The sequence below is a fragment of the Streptomyces sp. NBC_00005 genome (genome assembly GCF_045160215.1).
Classification (GTDB): domain Bacteria; phylum Actinomycetota; class Actinomycetes; order Streptomycetales; family Streptomycetaceae; genus Streptomyces.
The window spans coordinates 1,942,874-1,968,243 of sequence record NZ_CP108316.1 but is presented as its reverse complement, the minus strand read 5'-3'; the positions used below and the strand labels follow the sequence as shown (position 1 = coordinate 1,968,243).

Here is a 25,370-nt window from a genome sequence, read left to right as displayed (position 1 = left end):
GACGGACTCCGTCGCCTGCCGGCCCCTACGGCGTCATCCGCCGCCGTCGAGGTCCGTGCGCCGGCGCAGGACGCGCAGCTCGTGGCCGTCGAGCCGCATCTCGTACAGCTTTCCGCGCGCGTTGTCGAAGGGACGGTGGAGGACCATCATCAGCACGCCGTCGAAGGTCCGGAACAGCATCCCGTGGCCGCTGTCGTCGCGGACCAGCGGCCGCTGCTGTTCCCACGGCCCTGTGATGTCACCGGACTTGGAGACGGCGCAGGTCTGCACATAGCCGCCGCTGACGGTGCCGTCCTCGCCGGCCACGTTCTTCTCGTACGTCGACCACAGCATGAGCAGCGCCCCGTCGGGCGTGCGGTACAGCTGAGGGCCGTCGGTGATGTAGGGCGCGAGCTGGTGCGGTACGCCGCCCGGGATCTGCTCGCCGAGCCAGGACGCGTCCGAGGCCTTGAACAGGAAGACCGGATCCCCGACGGTCGTTGTCAGGTCCGGAGCCAGCCGGACCGCTTCCATGGTTCCGTCGATGGTCTGCAGCCACTCGTGCGCGTACACCATCCACGGCTGCCCGGACGGGTCGACGTGGAGCGTGCCGTCGAGGGTCATGAGGTGGGGCGGCGGGGTGGGGCGTGAGGGGTCGACGACGGTGAAGGGCCCCAGCAGCGAGTCGGACACGGCGGTGATCGTGCCGCGCATGTGGTTCGGGAGCTGGAACGGGGCGCCCCACTGGTTGGGCGGTGGTACCGGAAGCGGCCTGTCCTGGTTGTGCAGCGTGGTGAACAGGTAGTACCTGCCGCCCCGTTCGTGCACCTCCGGAGCCCAGCCGCCGTCGGTCGCCCAGAGTCCCGGCTGCTCGGCCGTCAGGAACACCACGACGGGCCGCGTCCAGTCGCGCAGGTCGCGGCTGCGGTAGACCATCGTGCCGGTGCCGTCCACACCTGACACGGACGGGTCGTTGGAGGTGTAGAGGTGGTACGTGCGGGTCTTGTCGTCGGGGACGACGAAGGGATCGTGCAGCGGCATGTCGGGAAGCCGCATGGGTTCGGTGTTGGCCACGGCCGAAGGATACGTTCGCGCGGTGTCCGGGTTCACGGCCTGACCAGCAGCTGGAAGTCGAACGCGTACCGCGACGCCCGGTAGATGTGCGTCCCGTACTCGACCGGCCGGCCGGTGTCGTCGTACGCCGTGCGCTGCATCGTCAGCAGGGCGGCGCCCTCCTCCTCGTCGAGGCGTGCCGCCTCCTCGGCGGTGGCGGAGCGGGCGCCGATGGTCTGGCGGGCGCTGTGCAGGGTGATGCCGGCGGTGCGCATCATCCGGTACAGGCCCGTCGACTCCAGGCGGTCGGTGTCGAGGTCGAGCAGGGACGCGGGCAGGTGGTTGCACAGGAGGGCGACCGGCCGGCCGTGGGTGAGACGCAGCCGTTCCAGGACGATGACCTCGCTGCCCTCCGCCAGCCCGAGCGCTGCCGCGACGTCGGGGGACGCCGCTATGCGCTCGTTGCGCACCACCTGGGTGGTCGGGGCCTGGCCGGCCGACTCCAGGTCGTCGTAGAGGCTGCTGAGCTCGAGCGGGCGCTTGACCTGGCTGTGCACCACTTGCGTGCCGACACCGCGGCGGCGCACCAGCAGGCCCTTGTCGACCAGGGACTGGATGGCCTGGCGGACGGTCGGCCTGGACAGGCCGAGGCGGGTCGAGAGGTCGATCTCGTTGCCCAGGAGGTTTCCCGGGGCGAGGACCCCGTGCTCGATCGCCCCCTCCAGCTGCTGGGCGAGCTGGTAGTACAGCGGCACCGGACTGCCCCGGTCCAGGGCGAAGTCCAGCGAGTCGAGAGCGGCCGTCGCGGCACGTGCGGTGGGGCCGGACTTCGCCATGGGTGTACCTCCTTCTGGTGAGCTGACGAGACGTCAGGAGTGGCTGGGGAAACCGAGGTTGATGCCCGCGTCGGCCGGGTCCGGCCAGCGCGTGGTGATCACCTTGCCCTGGGTGTAGAAGGCGACGCCGTCGTTGCCGTAGACGTGCAGGTCCCCGAAGAGGGAGTCCTTCCAGCCGCCGAAGGAGTGGTAGCCGACGGGCACCGGGATCGGCACGTTCACGCCGACCATGCCCGCCTTGACCTCCAGCTGGAAGCGGCGGGCGGCGCCGCCGTCCCGGGTGAAGATCGCGGTGCCGTTGCCCCAACGGGAGTCGTTGATCAGCTTGATGGCCTCGTCGTACGACTCCGCGCGGACCACGACGAGCACCGGGCCGAAGATCTCGTCCCTGTACGCGTCCGCCGTCAGCGGCACCTTGTCGAGGAGGGATACGCCGAGGAAGAAGCCGTTCTCGTGGCCCTCGACCGAGTAGCCGGTGCCGTCGACGATCACCTCGGCGCCCTGTTCGGCGGCTGAGGACACGTACGACGCCACCTTGTCCCGGTGCTCGCCCGTGATCAGCGGGCCCATCTCGGAGGACGGGTCGTTGCCGGGGCCGATGCGCAGGTTCTTCGCGCGCTCGGCGATCTTGCCGACCAGCTCGTCGCCCGTGTCGCCGACCGCGACCACGACGGACACGGCCATGCAGCGCTCGCCCGCCGAGCCGTACGCCGCGTTGATCGCCTGGTCGGCGGCGAAGTCCAGGTCGGCGTCGGGGAGGACGAGCATGTGGTTCTTGGCGCCGCCCAGGGCCTGGACGCGCTTGCCGTGCTCAACTGCCTTGAGCTGGATGTACTTTGCGATCGGCGTCGAGCCGACGAAGGAGACCGCCTCGATGTCCGGGTGCTCCAGGATGCGGTCCACGGCCACCTTGTCGCCCTGCACGATGTTCAGCACACCGTCGGGCAGGCCGGCCTCGGAGGCCAGTTCGGCGAGGCGGAAGGAGGCCGACGGGTCCTTCTCGCTCGGCTTCAGCACGAAGGTGTTGCCGCACGCGATGGCGAGCGGGAACATCCACATCGGCACCATGGCAGGGAAGTTGAACGGCGTGATGCCCGCGACGACGCCCAGCGGCTGCCGGATCGAGGCCACGTCCACCCGGGTCGAGACCTGTGTGGACAGCTCACCCTTCAGCTGCACGCTGATCCCGCAGGCCAGCTCCACGATCTCCATGCCGCGCGCGACCTCGCCGAGCGCGTCCGAGTGCACCTTGCCGTGCTCGGCGGTGATCAGCTCGGCGATCTCGTCGCGGTGCGCGTCCAGCAGCTCGCGGTACTTGAACAGGATCGCCGTGCGCTTGGCCAGCGAGGAGACGCCCCAGCTCTCGAACGCGGCCTTCGCGGAGGCGACGGCGGCGTCCACCTCCTCGACGGCCGCGAACGCGACCTGCTTCTCCTGCGCGCCCGTTGCCGGGTTGTAGACGGTGCCGTGGCGGCCGGAAGTGCTGTCGACGGGCTTGCCGTCGATCCAGTGGGTGATGGTCTTCATGGTGCGGGGGCCTTTCGCAAAGGGGTCACGCAGGGGGGATGTCAGGGGGCGTCAGAGGTGGCGGCGCTGGTCGGCGACCTGGCGGTCGTACTCCTCGCGGGCGGTCAACGCCGCCTCGCGGGAGGCGACTTCGGCCACCGGTACCTCCCACCAGGCCTCGGCCGGGGGAGCGGTCGGGGTGGCGGTGTCGGTCTCGACGTAGACGCAGGTCGGGCGGTCGGAGGCGCGGGCCGTGGCAAGCGCCTCGCGCAGCTCGCGCACCGTCTTGGCGCGCAGGACGTCCATGCCGAGGCTGCCCGCGTTGGCGGCCAGGTCGACGGGGAGCGGGGCGCCGGAGAAGGTGCCGTCGGCGGCGCGGTAGCGGTAGGCGGTGCCGAAGCGCTCGCCGCCGACGTACTCGGAGAGGCCGCCGATGGAGGCGTAGCCGTGGTTCTGGATGAGGAGGAGGTTGACCGGCAGGCCCTCCTGGACGGCGGTGACGATCTCGGTCGGCATCATCAGGTAGGTGCCGTCGCCGACCAGCGACCAGACCGGGGTGTCGGGGGCGGCCTGCTGGACGCCGATGCCGGCCGGGATCTCGTAGCCCATGCAGGAGTAGCCGTACTCCAGGTGGTACTGGCGGCGGCCGCGCGCCCGCCAGAGCTTGTGCAGGTCGCCGGGGAGCGAACCGGCCGCGTTGATCACCACGTCGTCGTCGCCCACGACCGCGTCCAGGGCGCCGAGCACCTGGGTCTGGGTGGGTACGGCGTTCTCGTCGGGCGCGGTGAAAGCCGCGTCGACAACCTGCTCCCACCGGTTCTTGCCGTCGCGGTACTCGGCCTCGTAAACCGAGTTCACACGGTGATCCGACAGTGCCTCAGTCAACACCGTGAGCCCTGCCCGCGCGTCGCAGACGACCGTCCGCGCCGCCAGCTTGTGCGCGTCGAACGCGGCGATGTTGAGGTTGACGAACCGGACGTCCGGCTTCTGGAAGAGCGTGTTGGACGCGGTGGTGAAGTCCGTGTAGCGGGTGCCGACGCCGATCACCAGGTCGGCCGTACGCGCGATGTCGTCGCTGATCGCCGTGCCGGTGTGACCGATGCCGCCGAGGTCGGCGGGGTGGTCGTGGCGCAGCGAGCCCTTGCCGGCCTGGGTCGAGGCGACCGGGATGCCGGTGGCTTCCACCAGAGCCTTCAGTGCCTCCTCGGCCCTGCTGTGGTGGACCCCGCCGCCTGCGACGATCAGCGGACGCTCGGCGGCCCGGATCGCCGCCACGGCCTCCGCCAGCTCGAACGGGTCCGGAGCCGGACGCCGTACGTGCCACACACGCTCGGCGAAGAACTCCTCCGGCCAGTCGTACGCCTCGGCCTGCACGTCCTGGGGGAGGGCCAGGGTGACCGCGCCGGTCTCGGCGGGGTCGGCGAGGACGCGCATGGCGCCCAGCGCGGAGGGGATCAGGGCCTCCGGGCGGGTGATGCGGTCGAAGTACCTCGACACCGGGCGCAGGGTGTCGTTGACCGACACGTCCGCCTCGGTCGGGTGCTCCAGCTGCTGGAGCAGCGGGTCGGCGGCGCGCGTGGCGAAGTAGTCGCCGGGCAGGAGCAGGACCGGCAGGCGGTTGATGGTGGCCAGCGCGGCGCCGGTGACGAGGTTCGTGGCGCCGGGGCCGATGGACGTCGTCACCGCCTGCGCGGAGAGACGGTCGAGCTGACGGGCGTAGCCGACGGCCGCGTGCACCATGGACTGCTCGTTGCGGCCCTGGTGGTAGGGCATCGTGTCCTCGCCCGCCTCCAGCAACGCCTGGCCGACACCGGCAACGTTGCCATGACCGAAGATGCCCCAGGTACCCGCGATCAGCCGGTTGCGCACGCCGTCGCGCTCGGTGTACTGGACGGACAGGAAGCGCACCAGGGCCTGGGCGACGGTCAGGCGGCGGGTGGGGGTGCTCATCAGGACTTCTCCGGGGCCGTGTAGAGGGGGAGGCGGGCGTCGACCGGTTGGTCGGGCCAACTGTCGCGGACCCAGGCGTGATCGGGGTGGTCGCAGATCAGCCAGGCACGCTCGGGCTCGGGGCCCGCCATGACGTTGAGGTAGTACATGTGGTGGCCGGGCACGGCCATGGAGGGCCCGTGCCAGCCGTCGGGGATCAACACCACGTCGCCGCCGCGCACTTCGGCCAGGACGTCCGTGTTGCGACCTTGTCCGGAGGGGGAGACGCGCTGGTAGCCGAGGCCGGGTGTGCCGTCGTGGTCGGCGAATTCGAAGTAGTAGACCTCTTCGAGGACGGACTCCTCGCCGGGCCGGTGCTCGTCGTGCTTGTGCGGCGGGAACGACGACCAGTTGCCGCCGGGGGTGATCACCTCGACCGCGATGAGTTTGTCGCACTCGAAGACGCCTGCCGCACCGAAGTTGTTGACCTGGCGGGAGGAGTTCCCGGTGCCACGCAGCTCGACCGGTACCGAGGAGGCCGGTCCGTAGCGGGCGGGCAGCCGCCTGGTGCAGCGCGCGCCGGTCAGCGCAAACCGTCCGCCGCCGTCGCTCGTGACGGTCGCACGGGCGTCCCGCGGCACGTACGCGAAGTCGCTGACACCACTGAACACGCTGTCGCGGCCGGTGAGTTCGAAGGTGTCGTGGCCGAAGTCGTCGGCGGCGGAGACGGTGCAGGCGCCGCTGAGCGAGAGCACGATCCACTCGCTGTCACCGGTGTCGAAGGTGTGCGTGCCGCCCGGCGGCAGCTCCAGGACACGCAGGCTGGAGTAGCCCCAGCCGGCCTTCTCCGGGGTGACGTCCACGACGTACGGGCCGCCGAGGGCCTTTCCTGCGGGAAGGTGGTAAGTCATTTGGCACTCCTCCGTGTCACAGCAGGCCTACGGCCGTGTCGACCGCTGTCTCCACACTGCCCTCGGCCGGGTAGAGCAGCGACCGGCCGACCACCATGCCCACGACGGTCGGCAGCCGCAGGGCCTTGCGCCAGCGCTCGTACGCCCCCTCCTGGTCCTCGCCCACCTCGCCGCCGAGGAGGACGGTCGGCAGCGTGGAGGTCTCCAGGACCTCGCCCATGTCGTCCGGGTCCTCGGTGACGGGGAGCTTCAGCCAGGTGTAGGCGGAGGTGCCGCCCAGGCCCGCGGCGATCGCGATGGACTTGGTGACGGCCTCGGCCGACAGGTCGTTGCGGACCTTGCCGTCGGTCCTGCGCGAGATGAAGGGCTCGACGAACAGGGGGAGCCGGTGTGCCGCCATGGCGTCGATCGCGCGGGCCGTGGACTCCAGGGTGGTCAGCGAGCCGGGGTCGTCGTAGTCGATGCGGAGCAGCAGCTTGCCCGCGTCGAAGCGGAGGCGGGCGATGTCCTCGGCGCGGTGGCCGGTGAAGCGGTCGTCCATCTCGAAGGCGGCGCCCGCCAGGCCCCCGCGGTTCATCGAGCCCATGACGACCTTGTTCTCCAGCACCCCGAGCAGGAGCAGGTCCTCCAGGATGTCCGCGGTGGCCAGTACCCCGTCGACGCCGGGCCGGGACAGCGCGACGCACAGGCGCTCCAGCAGGTCCGCGCGGTCGGCCATGGCGAACCGGCGGTCGCCGACGCCGAGCGCGCCGCGTGCCGGGTGGTCGGCGGCCACGATCATCAGGCGGCCGCTGTCGCCGACGAGCGGGCGGCGTACGCGCCGGGCGGCCGCCTCGGCGATGGCCTCGGGATGCCGGGCCCTGACCGAGACGAGGTCGGGGATGCTGATGGTCAAGGGGGAAGCTCCGTTCAGGGAGTGGCTCGCGCGAGGAGGTCTTCGACCTCGGCCTCGGTGGGCATCGCGGAGGAACAGGCGAGACGGGAGGCGACGAGGGCGCCGGCCGCGTTGGCGTACCGCATGATTTCGGCCAACTCCCAGCCGGACAGCAGTCCGTGGACGAGAGAGCCGCCGAAGGCGTCGCCCGCGCCGAGGCCGTTGGCCACCTCGACGGGCACCGGCGGGACCTCCGCGATGGTGCCGTCGCGGTGCACCGCGAGCACGCCCTTGGGGCCCTGCTTGACGACCGCCAGTTCCACGCCCGCCTCCAGCAGCGCCTCGGCGCACGCACGCGGCTCCCGGACGCCCGTGGCCACCTCGCACTCGTCGAGGTTGCCGACCGCGACCGTGGCGTGCCGCAGCGCCTCCGCGTAGTACGGACGGGCCTCCTGCGGGTCGCGCCAGAACATCGGGCGCCAGTCGAGGTCGAAGACCGTGGTGCCCGCCCTGTCGCGCGCCTTCAGGGCGGCGAGCGTGGCCGAACGGCTCGGCTCCTCGCTCAGCCCCGTGCCGGTGATCCAGAAGACCTTGGTCGCCCGAATGGCGAAGAAGTCCAGCTCCTCGGTGTGTATCTCCAGGTCAGGGGCTTTAGGCTGCCGGTAGAAGTAGAGAGGGAAGTCATCCGGCGGAAAGATCTCGCAGAAGGTCACCGGTGTCGGGTAGGCGGCGACGGGCGCGACCCAGCGGTCGTCGACGCCGAACTCCTTCAGCGCCTCGTGCAGATAGGTGCCGAAGGGGTCGTCCCCGGTGCGGGTGATCACCGCGGTGGCCCGGCCGAGCCGGGCCGCGGCGACCGCCACGTTGGCGGCCGAACCACCGAGGAACTTGCCGAAGGTCTCGACCTTGGCCAAGCCCACGCCCGACTGCAGGGGGTAGAGATCGACTCCGATACGGCCCATAGTGATCAAGTCGAAGGTCTGGGCTGACTCGGCCATGCGCGACGCTCCTCGATCTGGACTGGGGATGCGGGTCCCAGTGGGCCTGCCGCCTCCCAGGTGTAGGCCTCGGGGGCCGACCCTGTCAATAGTTTGTACTTACATTCGGACCTGATCGTGAAATGATGTCTTAACAAAGTATTGACACCGGACCCGGCCGGGGGTTTGATCCCGTCCCAGGCCAACCGCCGCGTTTGCGGCAGACGACCCGGACATGCCAAGATCCCGGGCCCTGGATCTTCGTGATCCCCCTCTCCCTTTCCCCCGCAACGCACAGTGAGGTGCCAGGAAAGATGGACCGCTCTTCTCACCCCCGCTCCCGCAGGTTCGCCCCCGTAATCGCGGTGGCAGCGGCGGCTGCCCTGACCCTCGCCGGCTGCTCCAGCAGTTCCGGGGGCAAGAAGTCCGAAGAAGGGGGCGCCGACGCCTCCGCGGGCAAGGCCACCACGCCGCGTATGACCGTCGCGCTGGTCACGCACCAGGCGCCCGGCGACACCTTCTGGGACATCGTCCGCAAGGGCGCCCAGGCCGCCGCGGACAAGGACAACATCAAGCTCATCTACTCCGCCGACCCGAACGCGGGCAACCAGTCCAACCTGGTGCAGAACGCGATCGACCAGAAGGTCGACGGCATCGCGGTCACCCTCGCGAAGCCGGACGCCCTCAAGACGGTCATCGGCAAGGCGGAGTCGTCCAACATACCCGTGGTGGGCCTCAACTCCGGTGTGAGCGACTGGAAGAAGCTCGGCCTGATGGAGTTCTTCGGCCAGGACGAGACCGTGGCGGGTGAGGCCTTCGGCAAGAAGCTGAACGACCTCGGTGCCAAGCACGCGGTCTGCGTCGTCCAGGAGCAGGGCAACGTCGGCCTCACCCAGCGCTGCGACGGCCTGAAGAAGACCTTCTCCGGCAAGACCGACGTCCTCAACGTCAACGGCACCGACATGCCGTCCGTGAAGTCGACGATCACCGCCAAGCTCAAGCAGGACTCCTCCATCGACTACGTGGCCACGCTCGGCGCTCCGTACGCGCTGACCGCGGTGCAGTCGGTGTCGGACGCCGGCAGCAAGGCGAAGGTCGCGACCTTCGACCTGAACAAGGACCTCACGAGCGCCATCAGCAAGGGCACGATCGAGTTCGCGGTGGACCAGCAGCCGTACCTGCAGGGCTACCTGGCGGTCGACTCGCTGTGGCTCTACAAGAACAACGGCAACTACAGCGGCGGCGGTGAGCAGCCCGTACTGACCGGCCCGGCCTTCGTCGACAAGTCGAACGTCGAGGCGGTGGCCAAGTTCGCCGCGAAGGGCACTCGGTGATCAGTATGTCGCAGCACGCCGAGCCGGCGGTGACCACACCGCCGGCCCCCGGCCCCAAGGGGACCGACGGCCGTACGGCCGAACGTTCCCTGGTCGTCAGGGTGTTGGCCCGGCCCGAGGTGGGTGTCTTCCTCGGTGCCGTCGCGGTGTACGTGTTCTTCCTGATCGCCGCGCCGCCGGTGCGCGACGCCAGCTCGATGGCGAACATCCTGTACCAGTCGTCCACCCTCGGGATCGTGACGATCCCGGTGGCGCTGTTGATGATCGGCGGGGAGTTCGACCTGTCGGCCGGTGTCGGGGTGATCACCTCGGCCCTGACCGCGAGCATGATCAGCTACCAGCTGACGATGAACGTGTGGGTCGGTGTGATCGCCGCACTGATCGTGTCGCTGGGCATCGGGTTCTTCAACGGCTGGATGGTGGTCAAGACCGGCCTGCCCAGCTTCCTGGTCACGCTGGGCACGTTCCTGATCCTGCAGGGCGTCAACCTCGCGGTGACCAAGATGGTCACCGGCAACGTGGCGACCGACGACATCAGCAACATGGACGGCTTCGGCCAGGCCCAGAAGGTCTTCGCCTCGAGCTTCGACATCGGCGGCGTCCAGGTGAAGATCACCGTCTTCTGGTGGCTGCTGTTCGCGGCGATCGCCACCTGGGTGCTGCTGCGCACCAAGTACGGCAACTGGACTTTCGCGGTCGGCGGCAACAAGGACAGCGCGCGGGCCGTCGGTGTGCCCGTCGCCTTCACCAAGATCTCGCTGTTCATGCTGGTCGGCTTCGGCGCCTGGTTCGTCGGCATGCACCAGCTGTTCACGTTCAACACCGTCCAGTCCGGCGAAGGCGTCGGTATCGAGCTGATCTACATCTCCGGAGCGGTGATCGGCGGCTGCCTGCTGACCGGCGGCTACGGCTCGGCGATCGGCCCGGTCTTCGGCGCGTTCATGTTCGGCATGGTGCAGCAGGGCATCGTCTACGCCGGCTGGAACCCCGACTGGTTCAAGGCCTTCCTCGGCGTCATGCTGCTCGGCGCCGTCCTGATCAATCTGTGGGTCCAGCGCACCATGACCCGGAGGTGACCCGATGACAAGCAACGGAACCGGAACCCACGGAGCCGTCCTCCAGGACAGCCCGGCCGAGGGCGAGGACCGCCCGATCGTCGAACTGCGCAACGCGGGCAAGGCGTACGGCAACATCCGCGCCCTGCACGGCGTGAGCCTTCAGGTCCGCCCCAGCCAGGTCACCTGCGTCCTGGGCGACAACGGCGCCGGCAAGTCCACCCTCATCAAAATCATCTCCGGCCTGCACCAGCACACCGAGGGCGAGTTCCTCGTCGACGGGCAAGCGGTGCGCTTCACCACCCCGCGCGACGCGCTGGACCGCGGCATCGCCACCGTCTACCAGGACCTGGCGACCGTCCCGCTGATGCCGGTGTGGCGCAACTTCTTCCTCGGCTCCGAGATGACCAAGGGCCCCTGGCCCGTGCGCCGCCTCGACATCGAGAAGATGAAGAAGACCGCGGACGAAGAACTGCGCAACATGGGCATCGTCCTGGACAACCTGGAACAGCCCATCGGCACCCTCTCCGGCGGCCAGCGCCAGTGCGTCGCGATCGCCCGCGCCGTCTACTTCGGCGCCCGCGTCCTCATCCTGGACGAGCCCACCGCGGCCCTCGGCGTCAAGCAGTCCGGTGTCGTGCTCAAGTACATCGCCGCCGCCCGCGACCGCGGCCTGGGCGTCATCTTCATCACCCACAACCCCCACCACGCCTACATGGTCGGCGACCACTTCAGCGTCCTGCGCCTGGGCACCATGGAACTGTCCGCCGAACGCAGCGACATCACCCTGGAAGAGCTCACCAACCACATGGCCGGCGGCGCCGAACTCGCTGCCCTCAAGCACGAGTTGTCACAGGTCAGCGGCGTCGACGTAGAAGAACTCCCCGAGCAGGAGGACCTCACCGCACCCGTGGCGAAGACCCCGGAAGGGAACTCCTGAGATGACGGGCGCCCTGGACCGCATCCGGGTCGGGTCGGCCCCCGACTCGTGGGGCGTCTGGTTCCCCGACGACCCCCGGCAGGTGCCCTGGGAACGCTTCCTGGACGAGGTCGCCGAGGCCGGCTACTCGTGGATCGAGCTGGGACCGTACGGCTACCTGCCGACCGACCCGGCCCGCCTCACCGACGAGATCGCCAAGCGGGACCTGAAGGTCTCGGCGGGCACGGTCTTCACCGGCCTGCACCGCGGCCCCTCCGTCTGGGAGTCCACCTGGGAGCACGTCAGCCAGGTCGCCGCGCTCACCCAGGCCATGGGTGCGCGCCACCTGGTGGTGATCCCCTCCTTCTGGCGGGACGACAAGACCGCCGAGATCCTGGAGCCGCCGGAGCTGACCGGCGAGCAGTGGGCCCACCTGACCAAGGGCATGGAACGGCTCGGCCACGAGGTGAAGGAGACGTACGGCCTCGACCTCGTCGTGCACCCGCACGCGGACACGCACATCGACACCGAGGACCACGTCGAGCGCTTCCTCGACTCGACCGACGACGAGCTGGTCAACCTGTGCCTGGACACCGGGCACTACGCCTACTGCGGCGGCGACAGCGTCAAACTGATCGAGACCTACGGCGAACGCATCGGCTATCTGCACCTCAAGCAGGTCGACCCGGAGATCCTCGCGGACGTCGTGGCGAACGAGGTTCCCTTCGGCCCGGCGGTGCAGCGCGGCGTGATGTGCGAACCCCCGTCCGGCGTACCCGAGTTGGAGCCGGTGCTGGTGGCGGCACAGCGGCTCGGCGTGGAGCTGTTCGCCATCGTCGAGCAGGACATGTACCCCTGCGAGCCGGACAAGCCGCTGCCCATCGCGGTGCGCACCCGCAAGTTTCTGAGGTCCTGCGGCGCCTGAACCCGAAGGGGGACCACCATGGCCCGGCCCGGAACGTTGCAAGTCGCCGTCGTCGGTACAGGCAAGATGGGCGCCGACCATGTCCGCCGTATCCAGGAGGTCACCAGCGGGGCCCGGGTGACCGCCGTCGTGGACGTCGACGCGGAGCGCGCCAAGGCCGTCGCGGCCCGCGTCGACGGCTGCACCGCCTACACCGACCCGGCCGCCGCGATGGCGGCGGCCGACGTCGACGCCGTCCTGATCGCCTCCCCGGGGCCCGCCCACGAGGCGGCCCTGCTGGCGGCGTTCGAGCACGACCTGCCCGTGCTGTGCGAGAAGCCGCTCACCCCGGACGCGGCCTCCGCCCTGCGGGTGCTGGAAGCGGAGCAGAAGCTGGGCCGTCGCCGGGTCCAGGTCGGCTTCATGCGGCGCTACGACGCCGAGTACATGAGGCTCAAGGCCCTGCTGAACACTGGCCAGTTGGGCCGCCCGCTGATGCTGCACAACCGGCACCGCAACCTCGCCTCCCCGCCCGGCTGGCACAGCGAGATGCTCATCAACGACTCCGTCGTGCACGAGATGGACGTGACGCGCTGGCTTCTCGACCAGGAGATCACCGCCGTCACGGTGCTGCGCCCGAGGCCGTCCGCGAACGCGCCGGACGGGGTGCAGGACCCGCAGTTCGTCGTCTTCGAGACCGACGGCGGCGCGATCGTCGACGTCGAGATCTTCGTCAACTGCGGCTTCGGCTACCAGGTCCAGGCCGAGGTGGTCTGCGAACGCGGCACCGCCCGCATCGGCGACGGCCACGCCATGGTCACCAACATGGCCGGCCGCTGGGGCGGCACCATCGCCCAGGACTTCGTCGAACGCTTCGCCGACGCCTACGACCGCGAGGTCCAGGCCTGGGCCGACGCCACCCGCCGCGGCGAGGTCACCGGCCCGAGCGTGTGGGACGGCTACGCGGTGGCCGCGGTGTGCGAGGCGGGCGTACGGGCACTGGAGGAGGGCGGCCGGGTGGAAGTGGGACTGGTGGAACGGCCCGCGCTCTACCGCTGAGCGTCCAGTTCCCGTGTGAACACGACGCGAGGGGGCTGACCCGGCCCGTTGTACTCCTCCGCCACGCGGGCGTCGAAGCCGAGGCTGCGGTGGAAGGCGATCGACCCCTCGTTGCCGACGGAGGTGATCGCTTTCAGCCGAACCGCCCCCTGCCCCCGCGCGGCGTCGGTGAAGGCGGCGTACAACTCCCGCCCCAGCCCGGTACCTCGGGCGTCGTCCCGCGTCGCGACCAGATGCACGTACCCCGTTCCGTCGGGCGTAACGAACCCGATGAGATAACCGAGGATGCCGTCCTCGGCACGGGCGACCAGACAGGTCTCCCCGAACTCGTGCACCAGCGTCAGGAGATGGAGCGCGCGCATGTCCCGGTCGCCCCAGTAGCGGGGCTGGTCGGCGAGGACCTGCTGGATGTCGGTGACTTGGGCGGGGGCGATGTGTGCGGCCATCCGCCGATCATGGCAGCCGTGCAACTGCGGCGCGGCCCCGGCCGTCCTTTGAGTGACGGTGGGGGGCGCGGATGGGGCTCGTGCGGATGACGCTTCCGGTGCCGCGTGCGGTGGCCCGGCTGGTGCCGGGGGTGGGGCGGCCGTTGCTGGGGGCGGCGCTGTTCTGGTGCGTGCTGCCCCGCTGGGTGCTGCTGCGGCCACCGTCGACAGCAGGCCGGCTGGCGGCGGCTGAGGAACTGGTCGCCCTGTACCGGCCGTTGTCCGACCCCGACCGGCTGTCCCGTGCCCTGGCTCTGCGGGCGTTCGCGCTCATGCTGTCGGGGCGGAACGAGGAGGCGTGTGCGGCGGCGGACGCCTCGCTCGCGGTCCCGGGCGCGCGGCCGTCGGTGGCGCAGTCCGCGTACACCGTCCATGTGCGGGCGCAGGCACTCGACGGCCTCGGCCGGTACGAGGAGGCCCTGGAAGCGGCCCGGGAGGCCGTCGAGGAGTATCGCCGAGCCCCCTCTCCGGAGCGCCGTGACCGGACGCTCGGCAACCTGCCGGGAGCCCTGCGCACCCACGCGCTGCTGCTGGCCAGGCTGGGCCGCACGGCGGAGTCCGTCACGGTGTACGAGGAGTGCGTCACGCTCCTACGGGCCATGTCCATGAGGGAGTTGGCGCACGTTCAGCTGGTCCACCCGCGGGTCTACGCCGAACTGGTCGGCGGGCTGCGGACCCTCGGCCGCTACGAGGCGGCGCTGGCGGTCGCCCCGGAGGCCCGCGAGGCGGTGTACGACTCGATGGCGTGGTTCATGCCCGAGATCGTCCTGGCGCTGAGAGTGTCGCTTCTGAGGGACCTGGCCGCCTGCGAGAGCGCGACAGGTCGGCGGACGCAGGCGCGTGACACCGCCGAGGAGGCGGTTGCGGAGGCGCATCGGCTGGCCGAGCGGTATCCGGCCTCGGGCGAGTGGCTGTTGACTGCATCCCTGGAGGGGCTGGCCACCGTTCTCGATGAACTCAGGGCCTACGACGACGAGTTGACCGCCCTGCGCGAGCTGGCCGACCTGCATGCCCGCCGCGACGACGGCCCCTCGCTCGCGGAAACCCTGGACGACATCGCTCGCTGCCTGGGGCAGACCGGCGACGACCGGGCGGCGATGGTGGAAGCGGAGCGCGCCGTGACCGTCGCCCGGCGCGTGGCGGAACGCGAGCCCGAGCGCCACGAGCCGCTGCTCGCCCGACTGCTGGGGAATCTGAGTATCCGTCAGCAGGACGCCGACGAACCGGAGTCGGCCGTGCCGACCGCGCGCGAGGCGGTGACGCTCACCAGGCGGCTGGCCGAGGCCGACTGGACGACGTACCAGCCCCAGACCGCCCGCCGACTCCGCGTCCTCGGCCAGGCCCTGCGCCGTACCGGCGCATACGCCGAGGCCGTCACCTGCTACGAGGAGGCGGAGGCCGCCCTGCGGGAATTGCTGGACGGCGGCGGCGACCACACGGCCGAACTCGCCCTGACGCACTCGCGGTTGGCCACCACCCTCCGCACGGCGGCCCGGGCCCACCTCGACGCCGACCGCACCGCCGAGGCCGTCACGGCCCTGCGCTCCCTGCTCGCCCTCACCCGCCGGACCGACGCCCCGGACGTCCACGCCCGCTGTGTCACGACGTTCGCCGAGATCCGCGCGGAGCGGGGGAGCGACGTGACGCGGGCGTGGGAGCGGGCGACCGGGGAGCCGTACCCGACGTTCGTCTACAGGCGGGTCCGCGGCCGCGGCTCGAACCCCGCCGCGCGGTAGCACTCGTCGATCAGCGTCATCGTCGCCACCGCGTCGTCCGCGTCCAGCGGCAACGGGGTGCCCTCCCGCACATGGGCCGCGAACGCGTCCAGTTGGTAGGTGTACGACGAGCGGGTGCCGAGCCGTTCGGTCCGCGCGCCCTCCTCTGTGCGCACGACGATCCGGTCGTCCATCTGAGGGAGGACGAAGTTCGGGGTGTACGCCTCGCCCCGGCTGCCGACGATGCGGCAGCTCATCTCCAGCTTGTCGTACGCCATGTGGCAACGGGCCGACCCGGTGGCCCCGCCCGGGAACTCCAGCTCGGCGTCGAGCCATGCGTCGACCCCGGGTGCTCCGGCACGCTCGCCACCCCGCGCCGAGACGAGCCGCGGCGCACCGCCCGCCCAGGGCGCCAGCATCCGCAGGGCGTGCAGGCTGTAGCAGCCCAGGTCCATCACGGCGCCGCCCGCGAGCGGCAGGGACCAGCGCGGGTCGGTGTCCGCGGGCGCCTGGATCGCGACCATCGCCTCCACCCGCTGCAGGTCGCCCAGTTCACCGCCGGCGAGGAGCTCGTGCAGGCGGCGGGTGAGCGGGTGGAAGAGGTAGTGGAAGCCCTCCATGAACGCCGTGCCGGCCTTCGCCGCCGCCTCCCGCACCTCGGCGGCCTCCTCGGCGTTGCTCGCCGACGGCTTCTCGCTCAGGACGTGCTTGCCGGCCGCGAGGGCGGCGAGGTTCCACGGGCCGTGCAGCCCGTTGGCGAGCGGGTTGTAGACGACCTCGACCTCGGGGTCGGCGAGCAGGTCGGCGTACGAGTCCGCGACCCGCTCCACGCCGTGCTCGGCCGCGAAGGCCTCGGCGCGGGACCGGTCGCGGGCGGCCACCGCGACGAGGCGGTGGCCGCCCGCCCGGGCCGGGTCGATCAGGGCGCGTTCGGTGATCCGTGCGGCGCCCAGGACACCTATGCGCAGTGGTTCGCGGACGGGTTCGCTCATGACGTCCGTTCCTCCTCAGTCCGTTCGTGCAGGGTCGGTGTGCCGTCGGCGTGGGAAGTAGCGGCGGGCGAGGTCCTGGGCGTGGGCGACGGTGCACTCGACCAGTTCGAAGGCGGGCAGGCCTCCGGCGTAGTAAGTGTGGTCCCGGCCCTGCAGTGCGTCGAGCCGGTCCAGGACGCCGTCCGCGAGGTCGTCGCTGCCGAAGTGCGGCATGAACGCCCACTGCCGCCGCAGGTGCACCTCCTCCAGTCGCCCGCCGAGCCCCGCGACGTCCTCCCGCAGCAGAGCGGTCACGTCCTCGGGGCGGCCGTAGGAGTAGAAGGTCCGCACGTCGCTGTCCGGGTAGCGGTGGTGGTACGAGACGCAGTGGCCCCTCGCCTCGCGGGTCGCGGTGTACCGGTCGAGGAAGTAGAAGGCGTTGTCCGGCAGTCCGGACGCGGTGGCGAGGGTGGTGTGGTAGGCGTGGGAGAGGATCCGCGCGGCGAGATCGCGCTCCTGCGAACTCGCGTCCAGGACCGGCAGGATCCGGTCCAGGGTGACGGCGAGCACCAGGTCGTCCGCCTCCAACGGGCCGGAGTCCGTGTGGACCCGCACCCCACCCGCGTGTCGTTCGACCGACTCCACGCGCACCGCGCACCGTACGTCCTTCAGCTCCGCCGCGACCCGGCGCCACAGCGTGGCGAAACCGCCCGTGACCGTGAACGCAGCTGTGTGGCCGAGGAGTTCGGGCGTGGGGGCCAACAGCCCCGTCATCTCCGCGTACTTGACGAAGTACAGCGCGGGCACGTCGTCGTCGAGATAGCCGTACCCGGCCGCCGTGTACCCCGTGCCGAACGACTCGGCCATGGACTCCAGGCCGTGTTCGGCGAGCCAGCGGGTCACGGGTGCGGCCAGGGCGCGCGCGGAGTGCGCGAGCCCGGGATCCGTGATGTGCGGGAACTCGCGCTCGCGCAGCGTCTGATAGCGCAGGAAGGCGTCGCCGCGGAGGAACGACATGGCCTGGCGGGCCGCGGTGCGCCCCTCGACGTCGAGGACGCGGTACCGGGTGGTGCGCTCCGTCTCCACGTCCAGCTCCGTCACCAACTCCGCGATCCGCTCGTACCGGTTGGTGCAGATGTGGCCGCCCAGATCGTGGGCCCGGCCGTCGACGTCCACGCTCTGGCACTTCCCGGCGACGGCGTCCTGTTCCTCCAGGACGGTCACCCGGTGACCGGCGCGCTCCAGTTCACGGGCGATGGCGAGACCGCTCGGTCCCGCACCGACGACGATCACACTGCGGGAGCCTTCGGCGTCGAGACGGTGGCGTAACTCCTCCTCCGCGAAGGCGGGTTCGGGGGAGTTGCCGTCGGGCCCGGATATCTCACCGACGTTCATGTGCGTCGCTCCTCGGTCGGTCGGACATGAGTGGGTCTCATGGTGGTACGCGGAGATCTCATGGGCGTGACCGACAGGGACAACGTGGTGGTTCACACACTCTCGTGCTCCGGGCGCCGGAGGCCGGCCTGCGCCCGGAGCACGAGGGACTGGGGCCGCCCGTCAGGCGGTGCGGACCTCGGCGATGGTCACCGGCCGGTGCTCGTGCAGCGACAGCGTGCACGCGTCGGCGATCCAGCCGGCCTCCAGGGCGTCGGCGATGGTGCAGGGGGAGGGGCGGGTGCCGGCCACGACCTCGGTGAACGCGGTGAGTTCGGCGCGGTAGGCCTCGGTGAAGCGGTCCATGAAGAAGTCGTGCGGGGTGCCGGCCGGGAAGGTCACGCCGGGCTCGACGGAACGCAGCGGGAGCTTGTCCTCCAGGCCCACGGCGATGGAGTCCTGGAAGCCGTGGATCTCCATGCGGACGTCGTAACCCCGGGCGTTGTGGCGGGAGTTGGAGACGACGGCGATCGTGCCGTCGTCGAGGGTGAGGATCGCGCCGGTGGTGTCGGCGTCGCCCGCCTCCTTGATGAAGTCGGCGCCCCGGTTGCCGCCGACGGCGTACACCTCGGTCACCTCGCGGCCGGTCACCCAGCGGATGATGTCGAAGTCGTGCACCGAGCAGTCGCGGAAGATGCCGCCGGAAGCGGCGATGTACGCGGCCGGCGGGGGCGCCGGGTCAAGGGTGGTCGACCGTACGGTGTGCAGCTTGCCGAGCTCGCCGCTCTGCACGGCGGCGCGGGCGGCGGCGAATCCGGTGTCGAAGCGGCGGTTGTAGCCGATCTGGATCGGCACGTCCGTGCCCTGGACGGCCTTGAGGACCTCGACACCCTCGGCCATGGTCTTGGCGACGGGCTTCTCGCAGAAGACGGGGATGCCCGCCTCGACGCCGGCCAGGATCAGCCCGGGGTGGGCGTCCGTCGCGGCCGCGATCACGATGCCGTCCACGCCGGCGGCCAGCAGGGCCTGCGGCGAGTCCACGACCTCGCCGCCGAACCGCTCCGCGGCGGTCTTGGCGGCGTCCGCGAACGGGTCGGTGAGGACGAGCGACTCGACCGCGTCGAGGCCCGAGAGGGTCTCGGCGTGGAAGGCGCCGATGCGGCCGAGGCCGAGGATTCCGATACGCATGAGCTCTGCTGCTTTCCTGGTGTGTGGTTGCTGTCCGTTGCCGTTGCCGGGGCTTGGCCCCGGACCCCGTTCGCCCTTCGGGCTCGTCCTCGAACGCCGGACGGGCTCCATACGCTCAGTCGAGGCCGCCGAGCACGTTCTGGTCCCAGTCGATCACCGAACCGGTGACCACGCCCGACCGGTCCGACAGGAGGAAGACCACGAAGTCGGCGATCTCGTCCGGCTGGCCGAGCTTGCCCATCGGCAGCTTCGCGGCGGCCTCCTCGCGCCAGTCGTCGTCGGCGCCGTGGAAGGTCTTCTGCGTCGCGTCCTCGCCCTCGGTCGCAGTCCAGCCGATGTTGAGGCCGTTGATCCGGACCCGGTCCCAGCGGTGGGCGTGCGCGGCGTTGCGGGTCAGGCCGATCAGGCCGGCCTTGGCGGCGACGTACGGGGCGAGGAAGGGCTGACCGCCGTGCGCCGAGGACGTGATGATGTTGACGATCGTGCCGGGCGCCTTGCGCTCCACCATGTCCGCGACGGCGGCCTGCATGGCGAAGAACGGCGCCTTGAGGTTGATCGCGATGTGCTGGTCGAACAGCGCGGGCGTGGTGTCGAGCAGCGTGCCCCGGGAGGTGAGCCCCGCGGAGTTGACCAGGCAGTCGACGCGCCCGTACGCCGCGACGACGTCGCCGACGACGGTCCTCGCCTGCTCGGCGTCCGCGAGGTCGGCGCGCACGAACATCGCCTTGCCGCCGCCGGCCGTCAGCTCCGTCACCAGCGCCTCGCCCGGCGCCGGACGCCGCCCGGTCACTGCCACGACCGCGCCCTCGCGGACCGCGGCCCGCGCGATGGCGGCGCCGACGCCCTGACTGCCGCCGTTGACGAGCACGACCTTGTCGTCGAGAAGTCCCATGTCTCTCCCGCGTCCTTTCAGCTTTCCCGGCGCTCGGCGCCGGCCCGCAGCTCGTCCCTGAGAGCCTCGGAAGTCCATGCCTCGCGCAGGGCCCGTCGTACGAGGTCCGCCTGTGCGGGCGGGGCGAGACCGGCGACCGGTGGGTCGCTGTCGAGGTTGGTGGGGAAGGGATAGCCCTCGGCGCTCGCGGCGATCACGTTCTCCAGCCACTCCTCGCCGACGCCCTCGGTCCGGCGCTTGAGGAGGGTGGGGAAGACGGCGTTCGCGACGGCCTCGCGGTCGACCGTCTCCATGGCCCGCCCGAACGCGGAGGACACCTGGAGCAGGTTCGCCATGCGGCGGACGTCGGTGGTGCGGTTGGTGCCCGCCGCGTGGAACAGCGCGGGGTTGAAGAAGGCCGCGTCGCCCTTGGCGAGCGGGAGTTGGACCTGGTGCGCCTCGAAGTACGCCTGGAACTCCGGCAGTCGCCAGGCCAGGTAGCCGGGCTCGTACCGCTGCGAGTACGGCAGGTACATCGTCGGCCCGGACTCCACGGACATGTCGCCGTGCGCCACCGCGCCCTGGAGGGTGAGCACGGGGGAGAGCACGTGCACATGGGCCGGGTAGGCGGCCGCGACCTCGTTGGACAGGAAGCCCAGGTGGTAGTCCCGGTGCACGGTCTGCGCCGCGCCACCCGGGTTGACCACGTTGACCTGCGAGGTGACCTGGTAGCCGGGGCCGAGCCAGGCCGCCGAGACCAGCGCCAGGATGTCGTTCGCGTAGTAGTCGGCGAACGCCTCGGGGTCGTACAGGGCCGCCTTCTCCAGCGCGTTCCACACCCGGTCGTTGGCGCCCGGCTTGGCGAAGTGGTCACCGGCGTTCGCGCCCGACGCGTGCTGCTCGGCGATCAGGGCGTCGAACACCGCGCTGAGCCGGTCGACGACGGACGGCTCGGGGAACGCGGCCCGGAAGACCACGATGCCGGGCCCGTCGGTGAGGGCCCGGACCAGCTCGGCCCGCACGGGTCGCCGCTCGGCCTTGCGCAGCCGCTCGCTGTCGTAGATCAGGACGCCCTGCTCCACGGCGGAGGCGTGCGGATAGTCCGCGAGGTCGGTGGTCCGCTCGACCAGCGCACGGAAGTCGGCCAGGTCGCAGTCCCGCTCGGACAGCCAGGCACGGTGATCCGCGGAGATGGAGGACATCGTCGTCCCTTCGGTCGGAGAGGCCATGCGGCGCGCGGTGACAGGGCCGGGCCGCGCTGTCATTCTTGTCATTACAAACCCGTCGAACAACCAGCACGCTGCCATCAAAAACCCCTCAAGGAGCCACCGTATGGGCCATCCCTTCCCCATCCGGGAGATCGCACGTCAGGCGGGCCTGAGCGAGGCCACCGTCGACCGGGTCCTGAACGGCAGGGGCGGCGTCCGGGAGAGCACCGCGCGGGAGGTCCAGCAGGCCATCGCCGACCTGGACCGGCAGCGCACCCAGGTCCGGCTGGTCGGCCGCACCTTCATGATCGACATCGTGATGCAGACGCCGGAGCGGTTCTCCACCGCCGTGCGCGCCGCCCTGGAGTCGGAGCTGCCGTCGCTGCACCCGGCGGTCGTGCGCTCGCGTTTCCACTTCCGCGAGACCGCTCCGGCGGCGGAGCTGACCCGGATCCTGGACCGGATCGCCCGGCGCGGCTCGCAGGGCGTGATCCTCAAGGCCCCGGACGTCCCCGAGGTGACGGCCGCGGTCGGCCGGCTCGCCGAGGCCGGCATTCCCGTCGTCACCCTGGTCACCGACCTGCCCGCCACCGCTCGTCTCGCCTACGTCGGCATCGACAACCGGGCGGCCGGCGCGACCGCCGCGTACCTCATGGGCCAGTGGCTGGGCGACCGTCCCGGCAATGTGCTGACCAGCCTCAGCAGCGGCTTCTTCCGCAACGAGGAGGAGCGCGAGATGGGTTTCCGCAGCGCCATGCGCACCCACCACCCGGACCGCACCCTGGTCGAGATCGCCGAGGGCCAGGGCCTGGACGCCACTCAGTACGACCTCGTCCGCGCCGCCCTCGAACGCGACCCGGACATCCGCGCCGTCTACTCGATCGGCGGCGGCAACATCGCCACCCTGCGCGCCTTCAGGGAACTGGACCGCGAGTGCGCGGTGTTCGTCGCGCACGACCTCGACCACGACAACACCCGCCTGCTGCGCGAGCACCGCCTGTCCGCCGTCCTCCACCACGACCTGCGCCAGGACATGCGCGAGGCTTGCCACATAGTGATGCGCGCCCACGGCGCCCTGCCGCCCGCGGGCCCTACGCTGCCGTCGGCGATCCAGGTGGTGACGCCGTACAACATGCCGCCGCAGGCTGCGGGTTGAGAGGGGGGCGGTGACGATGACGACCGAGCGGGTGGAGATCGAGCGTGCATGTGGTGATGCCGTACAACATGCCGCCGCAGGCTGCGGGTTGAGGGGGCGCGGTGACGATGACGACCGAGCACGTGGAGATCGAGGGTGTCCGTCTGGTCGCCACGCTCAGGACGGGCGGCGAGGTGGGGCTGCTCGCGCTGCACGGCAGCAACGAAGGCGGTACGGCCGAGCTCGCGCATTCCGTGGCCGAACGCTGCGGCGCCACCAGCCTGGTCTTCACACAGCCCGGCGCGCGGGAGCCGGTGCACATCCCGTCCCCGCGCATGGCGGTCGAGCACTGCGCACTCCTGCGGGCGTTCCTGTCCCACGTGGCGGTCGCGGTCTCCCTGCACGGCCATATGCGACGGGCGACGCCGCGGTCCATCTTCCTCGGCGGCGGAAACCGGCCTGCGGCACAGCTCCTCGCCTCGGGCCTGAGCGCGCTGCGGCCGGAGTTCGACCCGATCACGGACCTCGCCGCGATCCCTGCCGCGCTACGCGGGGTGCACTCCAGGAACCCGGTGAACCTGCCCCGCGGCGGGGGCGTTCAGGTGGAACTCCCGCTCTCCGCCCGCACCCGCCGACCGGGCCGGTACCCGGAGGTCCCCGACACGCCCCCGAGCTCCGTCGTCGACGCCCTGGTCACCGGCGTCCGGCTCCTCGCGGTCCGGTCCGTCACGTCGCCCCCTGGACAGTGACCCACGCGCCGCTCTCCGCCGACCGCACCATCGCCTCCAGTACGGCGGCACTGTGTACGGCGTCCTGGAGCGTCGCCCCGTAGGGCCTGCCCTCCGCGATCGAGTGCAGGAAGCGGTGGGCCTCGATCACCTTCAGGTCGTCGTAGCCCATGGCGTTGGCGGCGCCCGGCTGGAAGGCCCCGAACTCGCCGTCGCCCGGGCCGACATACACCGTGCTGACGGGCTGGTCCTGGTACGTCGTGCCGCGGCTGACGCCCAGCTCGTTCATCCGGCGGAAGTCCCAGAAGACCGCGCCCCGGGTGCCGTGCACCTCGAAGCCGTAGTTGTTCTGCTCGCCGACCGAGACCCGGCAGGCCTCCAGGACACCGCGGGCGCCGGAGGCGAAGCGCAGCAGGCAGTTGACGTAGTCCTCGTTCTCGACGGGGCCGAGCTCGCCGCCACTGGCCCGGGTGTGGCCGGCGGTGGCGCCGGTGGGGCGGGCCCGCTCGGGGATGAACACGGCGGTGTCGGCGGTGAGGGAGGCGATGTCGCCGAGCAGGTACCGGGCGAGGTCCGCGCCGTGCGAGGCGAGGTCGCCCAGCACTCCGCTGCCGCCGCGCTCCTTCTCGTACCGCCAGGTCAGGGCGCCCTCGGGGTGGGCGGCGTAGTCGCTGAACAGGCGGACGCGGACGTGCGTGACGGTGCCGATGGCGCCGGAGGCGATCAGCTCGCGGGCGGCCTCGACGGCAGGCGCGTTGCGGTAGTTGAAGCCGACGGCGCTCCGGACGCCCGCCTCGGCCACCGCGTCGGCGACCGCCTGGGCGTCCGCCACGCTCAGCCCGACCGGCTTCTCGATCCAGATGTGCTTGCCCGCCTCGGCCATCGCGACGCCGATCTCACGGTGCAGGAAGTTCGGGGCGGTGATGGAGACCGCCTGGACCCGCGGGTCCTTGGCGACCTCCCGCCAGTCCCGGGTCGTCGACGCGAACCCGAACTGCGCGGCGGCCTCCTCGGCCCGGCCCGGCACCTCCTCGGCGACCGTCACCAGCCGCGGCCGCAGGCCCAGCTGCGGGTAGTGGTGCGGGACGCGGGCGTACGCCTGGGTGTGCACCCGGCCCATCCAGCCGAACCCGACGACGGCGACACCGAGCGAATCCACCATGACAGCCCCTCTTTGGACCGGTCCACAATCTGTCCAGGCCACCCTGAAGCCCCTGTTCCGCCGCTGTCAACCCTTCCCAGGCCCACGTCACAACCTCGCCGAGGTCCTCCACCCGGACCCTTTGACAAGCCGCGGCGGCTCATGGAACGGTCCACAACATGAAACCGCCGACGATCCGCGACGTGGCCGAGCAGGCCGGCGTGTCCAAGTCGCTGGTCTCACTCGTGCTGCGCGGTTCCGAGCAGGTGCGGCCCGAGAAGCGGGAGGCCGTACTGCGGGCGGTGCGGGAGCTCGGCTACCGGCCCAACGCCGCCGCACGCAGCCTCAGCGAGCAGCGCACCCGCACGGTCGGCGTGCTCCTCAACGACCTGCGCAACCCCTGGTTCGTCGATCTGCTCGACGGCCTGAACCCGCTGCTGCACGACAACGGCCTGCGGATGCTGCTGGCGGACGCCCGCCTCAACCGCCGCACCGGCCAGGACCCCACCGACCCGCTCCTGGACCTGCGGGTCGACGGCCTGGTCGTCGTCGGCACCCTGCCCGACCCGGCCGCGCTCGGCACGGCCGCCGAGCGCGTCCCGCTCGTCGTCGCGGGCGCCCGCGAGCCGGCCCCGGCGGGCGTGGACGTCGTGGCGGGCGACGACGAGCGTGGCGCCCGGCTGGTCACCGAGCACCTCATCGGCCTCGGCCACCGCCGCATCGCGCACCTCGCGGGCTACGGCGCCGTCGGCGAGCTGCGCCGCCGCAGCTTCGAGGCGACGATGCGGGAGCACGGGCTCGCGAACCAGGCAGTGGTGGAGGCCGGCGACATGACCGAGGAGGGCGGCTACCGCACGACCGTCCGGCTGCTCAGCCGCCCGGACCGGCCCACCGCCCTCTTCGCCGTCAACGACATCGCCTCGGTCGGCGCGATCTCGGCCGCCGAGGAGCTCGGCCTGCGCGTCCCGCACGACGTGTCCGTGGTCGGCTACGACAACACGAGCATCTCCCGCCTGCGCCACGTCTGGCTGACCACGGTCGACAACGCGGGCCACGAGGTCGGCCGCCGCGCCGCCCGCTGCCTCCTGGACCGTTTCGAACGGCCCGGGGGAGAGGGCCAACTGCACCTGGCCGCCCCGACGTTGGAGATCCGCGGCACGACGGCGGCCCCACTCACGGACTGATCCGGCTCACGAATCCGATCCCGACAACGAACCT

General features: G+C 71.1%; 23 protein-coding genes. 9 read left to right on the top strand and 14 right to left on the bottom strand.

Going from position 1 to position 25,370, the window contains the following annotated elements; genetic code table 11:
• Positions 1-33: 33 nt before the first annotated feature.
• The 7 genes from OG303_RS09420 to iolC are packed head-to-tail and all read right to left on the bottom strand — an operon-like array spanning position 34 to position 8,086.
• The gene (locus OG303_RS09420; RefSeq protein WP_405877153.1) at positions 34-1,035 is read right to left on the bottom strand and encodes a glycoside hydrolase family 43 protein; all 1,002 of its coding nucleotides are present in this window, start codon (positions 1,033-1,035) and stop codon (positions 34-36) included.
• A 50-nt stretch (positions 1,036-1,085) separates the two neighbouring features.
• A complete protein-coding gene (locus OG303_RS09415) occupies positions 1,086-1,868 on the bottom strand; it encodes a GntR family transcriptional regulator (protein WP_405866751.1) in 783 nt (260 codons plus the stop codon).
• Between the two features lie 33 nt (positions 1,869-1,901).
• Entirely contained in the window at positions 1,902-3,395 is a 1,494-nt protein-coding gene (locus OG303_RS09410) for a CoA-acylating methylmalonate-semialdehyde dehydrogenase (RefSeq protein WP_405866749.1), read from the bottom strand.
• 51 nt (positions 3,396-3,446) lie between these two features.
• Entirely contained in the window at positions 3,447-5,324 is a 1,878-nt protein-coding gene (iolD, locus tag OG303_RS09405) for a 3D-(3,5/4)-trihydroxycyclohexane-1,2-dione acylhydrolase (decyclizing) (protein WP_405866747.1), read from the bottom strand.
• Positions 5,324-6,214, bottom strand: a complete 891-nt coding sequence (iolB, locus tag OG303_RS09400) for a 5-deoxy-glucuronate isomerase (RefSeq protein ID WP_405866745.1) — start codon at positions 6,212-6,214, stop codon at positions 5,324-5,326. The genes iolD and iolB overlap by 1 nt, the downstream gene beginning before the upstream one ends.
• Positions 6,215-6,230: 16 nt before the next feature.
• Positions 6,231-7,109, bottom strand: a complete 879-nt coding sequence (locus tag OG303_RS09395) for a deoxyribose-phosphate aldolase (RefSeq protein ID WP_405866743.1) — start codon at positions 7,107-7,109, stop codon at positions 6,231-6,233.
• A 14-nt stretch (positions 7,110-7,123) separates the two neighbouring features.
• Positions 7,124-8,086, bottom strand: a complete 963-nt coding sequence (gene iolC / locus OG303_RS09390) for a 5-dehydro-2-deoxygluconokinase (protein ID WP_405866741.1) — start codon at positions 8,084-8,086, stop codon at positions 7,124-7,126.
• A gap of 293 nt (positions 8,087-8,379) precedes the next feature.
• Here iolC and OG303_RS09385 point away from each other — a divergent pair, with 293 nt between their 5' ends.
• Genes OG303_RS09385 through OG303_RS09365 form a run of 5 tightly spaced genes read left to right on the top strand, consistent with a single transcriptional unit; the run spans position 8,380 to position 13,336 of the window.
• Complete coding sequence (locus OG303_RS09385; RefSeq protein WP_405866739.1) at positions 8,380-9,399, top strand: sugar ABC transporter substrate-binding protein; 1,020 nt, start codon at positions 8,380-8,382, stop codon at positions 9,397-9,399.
• A complete protein-coding gene (locus OG303_RS09380) occupies positions 9,399-10,475 on the top strand; it encodes an ABC transporter permease (protein WP_405877151.1) in 1,077 nt (358 codons plus the stop codon). The genes OG303_RS09385 and OG303_RS09380 overlap by 1 nt, the downstream gene beginning before the upstream one ends.
• A 4-nt stretch (positions 10,476-10,479) precedes the next feature.
• Complete coding sequence (locus OG303_RS09375; protein WP_405866737.1) at positions 10,480-11,394, top strand: ATP-binding cassette domain-containing protein; 915 nt, start codon at positions 10,480-10,482, stop codon at positions 11,392-11,394.
• 1 nt (position 11,395) lies between these two features.
• On the top strand, positions 11,396-12,298 hold the full coding sequence (locus OG303_RS09370) for a sugar phosphate isomerase/epimerase family protein (RefSeq protein WP_405866735.1): 903 nt from the start codon (positions 11,396-11,398) through the stop codon (positions 12,296-12,298).
• 18 nt (positions 12,299-12,316) lie between these two features.
• Positions 12,317-13,336, top strand: a complete 1,020-nt coding sequence (locus tag OG303_RS09365; RefSeq protein ID WP_405866733.1) for a Gfo/Idh/MocA family protein — start codon at positions 12,317-12,319, stop codon at positions 13,334-13,336.
• On the opposite strand, the gene OG303_RS09360 is transcribed toward OG303_RS09365, so the two are convergent.
• Positions 13,327-13,782 carry a GNAT family N-acetyltransferase gene (locus OG303_RS09360; protein ID WP_405866731.1) on the bottom strand — a complete coding sequence of 152 codons (456 nt, stop codon included), beginning with the start codon at positions 13,780-13,782 and terminating at the stop codon, positions 13,327-13,329. The two genes, OG303_RS09365 and OG303_RS09360, sit on opposite strands and share 10 nt — an antisense overlap.
• 86 nt (positions 13,783-13,868) lie before the next feature.
• On the opposite strand from OG303_RS09360, the gene OG303_RS09355 reads away from it, so the two are divergent.
• Complete coding sequence (locus OG303_RS09355) at positions 13,869-15,557, top strand: hypothetical protein (RefSeq protein WP_405866729.1); 1,689 nt, start codon at positions 13,869-13,871, stop codon at positions 15,555-15,557.
• Here the strand turns inward: OG303_RS09355 and OG303_RS09350 are convergent.
• The 5 genes from OG303_RS09350 to OG303_RS09330 all read right to left on the bottom strand — a co-directional run bounded on the left by OG303_RS09350 (position 15,512) and on the right by OG303_RS09330 (position 21,142).
• Entirely contained in the window at positions 15,512-16,528 is a 1,017-nt protein-coding gene (locus OG303_RS09350) for a Gfo/Idh/MocA family protein (protein ID WP_405866727.1), read from the bottom strand. The two genes, OG303_RS09355 and OG303_RS09350, sit on opposite strands and share 46 nt — an antisense overlap.
• 15 nt (positions 16,529-16,543) lie before the next feature.
• Positions 16,544-17,902: a protoporphyrinogen/coproporphyrinogen oxidase gene (locus OG303_RS09345; RefSeq protein WP_405866725.1), complete on the bottom strand. Its 1,359-nt coding sequence runs from the start codon at positions 17,900-17,902 to the stop codon at positions 16,544-16,546.
• 162 nt (positions 17,903-18,064) lie between these two features.
• On the bottom strand, positions 18,065-19,069 hold the full coding sequence (locus OG303_RS09340; RefSeq protein ID WP_405866723.1) for a Gfo/Idh/MocA family oxidoreductase: 1,005 nt from the start codon (positions 19,067-19,069) through the stop codon (positions 18,065-18,067).
• 115 nt (positions 19,070-19,184) lie between these two features.
• Complete coding sequence (locus tag OG303_RS09335; RefSeq protein ID WP_405866721.1) at positions 19,185-19,961, bottom strand: SDR family oxidoreductase; 777 nt, start codon at positions 19,959-19,961, stop codon at positions 19,185-19,187.
• Positions 19,962-19,978: 17 nt separating this feature from the next.
• Positions 19,979-21,142 (bottom strand): phytanoyl-CoA dioxygenase family protein, encoded by a 1,164-nt coding sequence (locus OG303_RS09330; RefSeq protein WP_405866719.1) that lies wholly within the window; start codon positions 21,140-21,142, stop codon positions 19,979-19,981.
• Positions 21,143-21,272: 130 nt separating this feature from the next.
• Between OG303_RS09330 and OG303_RS09325 the strand changes: the two genes are divergently transcribed.
• Together OG303_RS09325 and OG303_RS09320 are read left to right on the top strand one after the other, a co-directional pair.
• Positions 21,273-22,304 (top strand): LacI family DNA-binding transcriptional regulator, encoded by a 1,032-nt coding sequence (locus OG303_RS09325; RefSeq protein ID WP_405866717.1) that lies wholly within the window; start codon positions 21,273-21,275, stop codon positions 22,302-22,304.
• Positions 22,305-22,411: 107 nt separating this feature from the next.
• Entirely contained in the window at positions 22,412-23,032 is a 621-nt protein-coding gene (locus OG303_RS09320) for a poly-gamma-glutamate hydrolase family protein (RefSeq protein WP_405866715.1), read from the top strand.
• On the opposite strand, the gene OG303_RS09315 is transcribed toward OG303_RS09320, so the two are convergent.
• Positions 23,010-24,173, bottom strand: coding sequence for a Gfo/Idh/MocA family protein (locus tag OG303_RS09315; RefSeq protein ID WP_405866713.1), 1,164 nt, complete (start codon positions 24,171-24,173; stop codon positions 23,010-23,012). The genes OG303_RS09320 and OG303_RS09315 overlap by 23 nt on opposite strands.
• A 158-nt stretch (positions 24,174-24,331) precedes the next feature.
• Between OG303_RS09315 and OG303_RS09310 the strand changes: the two genes are divergently transcribed.
• Positions 24,332-25,336: a LacI family DNA-binding transcriptional regulator gene (locus OG303_RS09310; protein WP_405866711.1), complete on the top strand. Its 1,005-nt coding sequence runs from the start codon at positions 24,332-24,334 to the stop codon at positions 25,334-25,336.
• Positions 25,337-25,370: the final 34 nt, after the last annotated feature.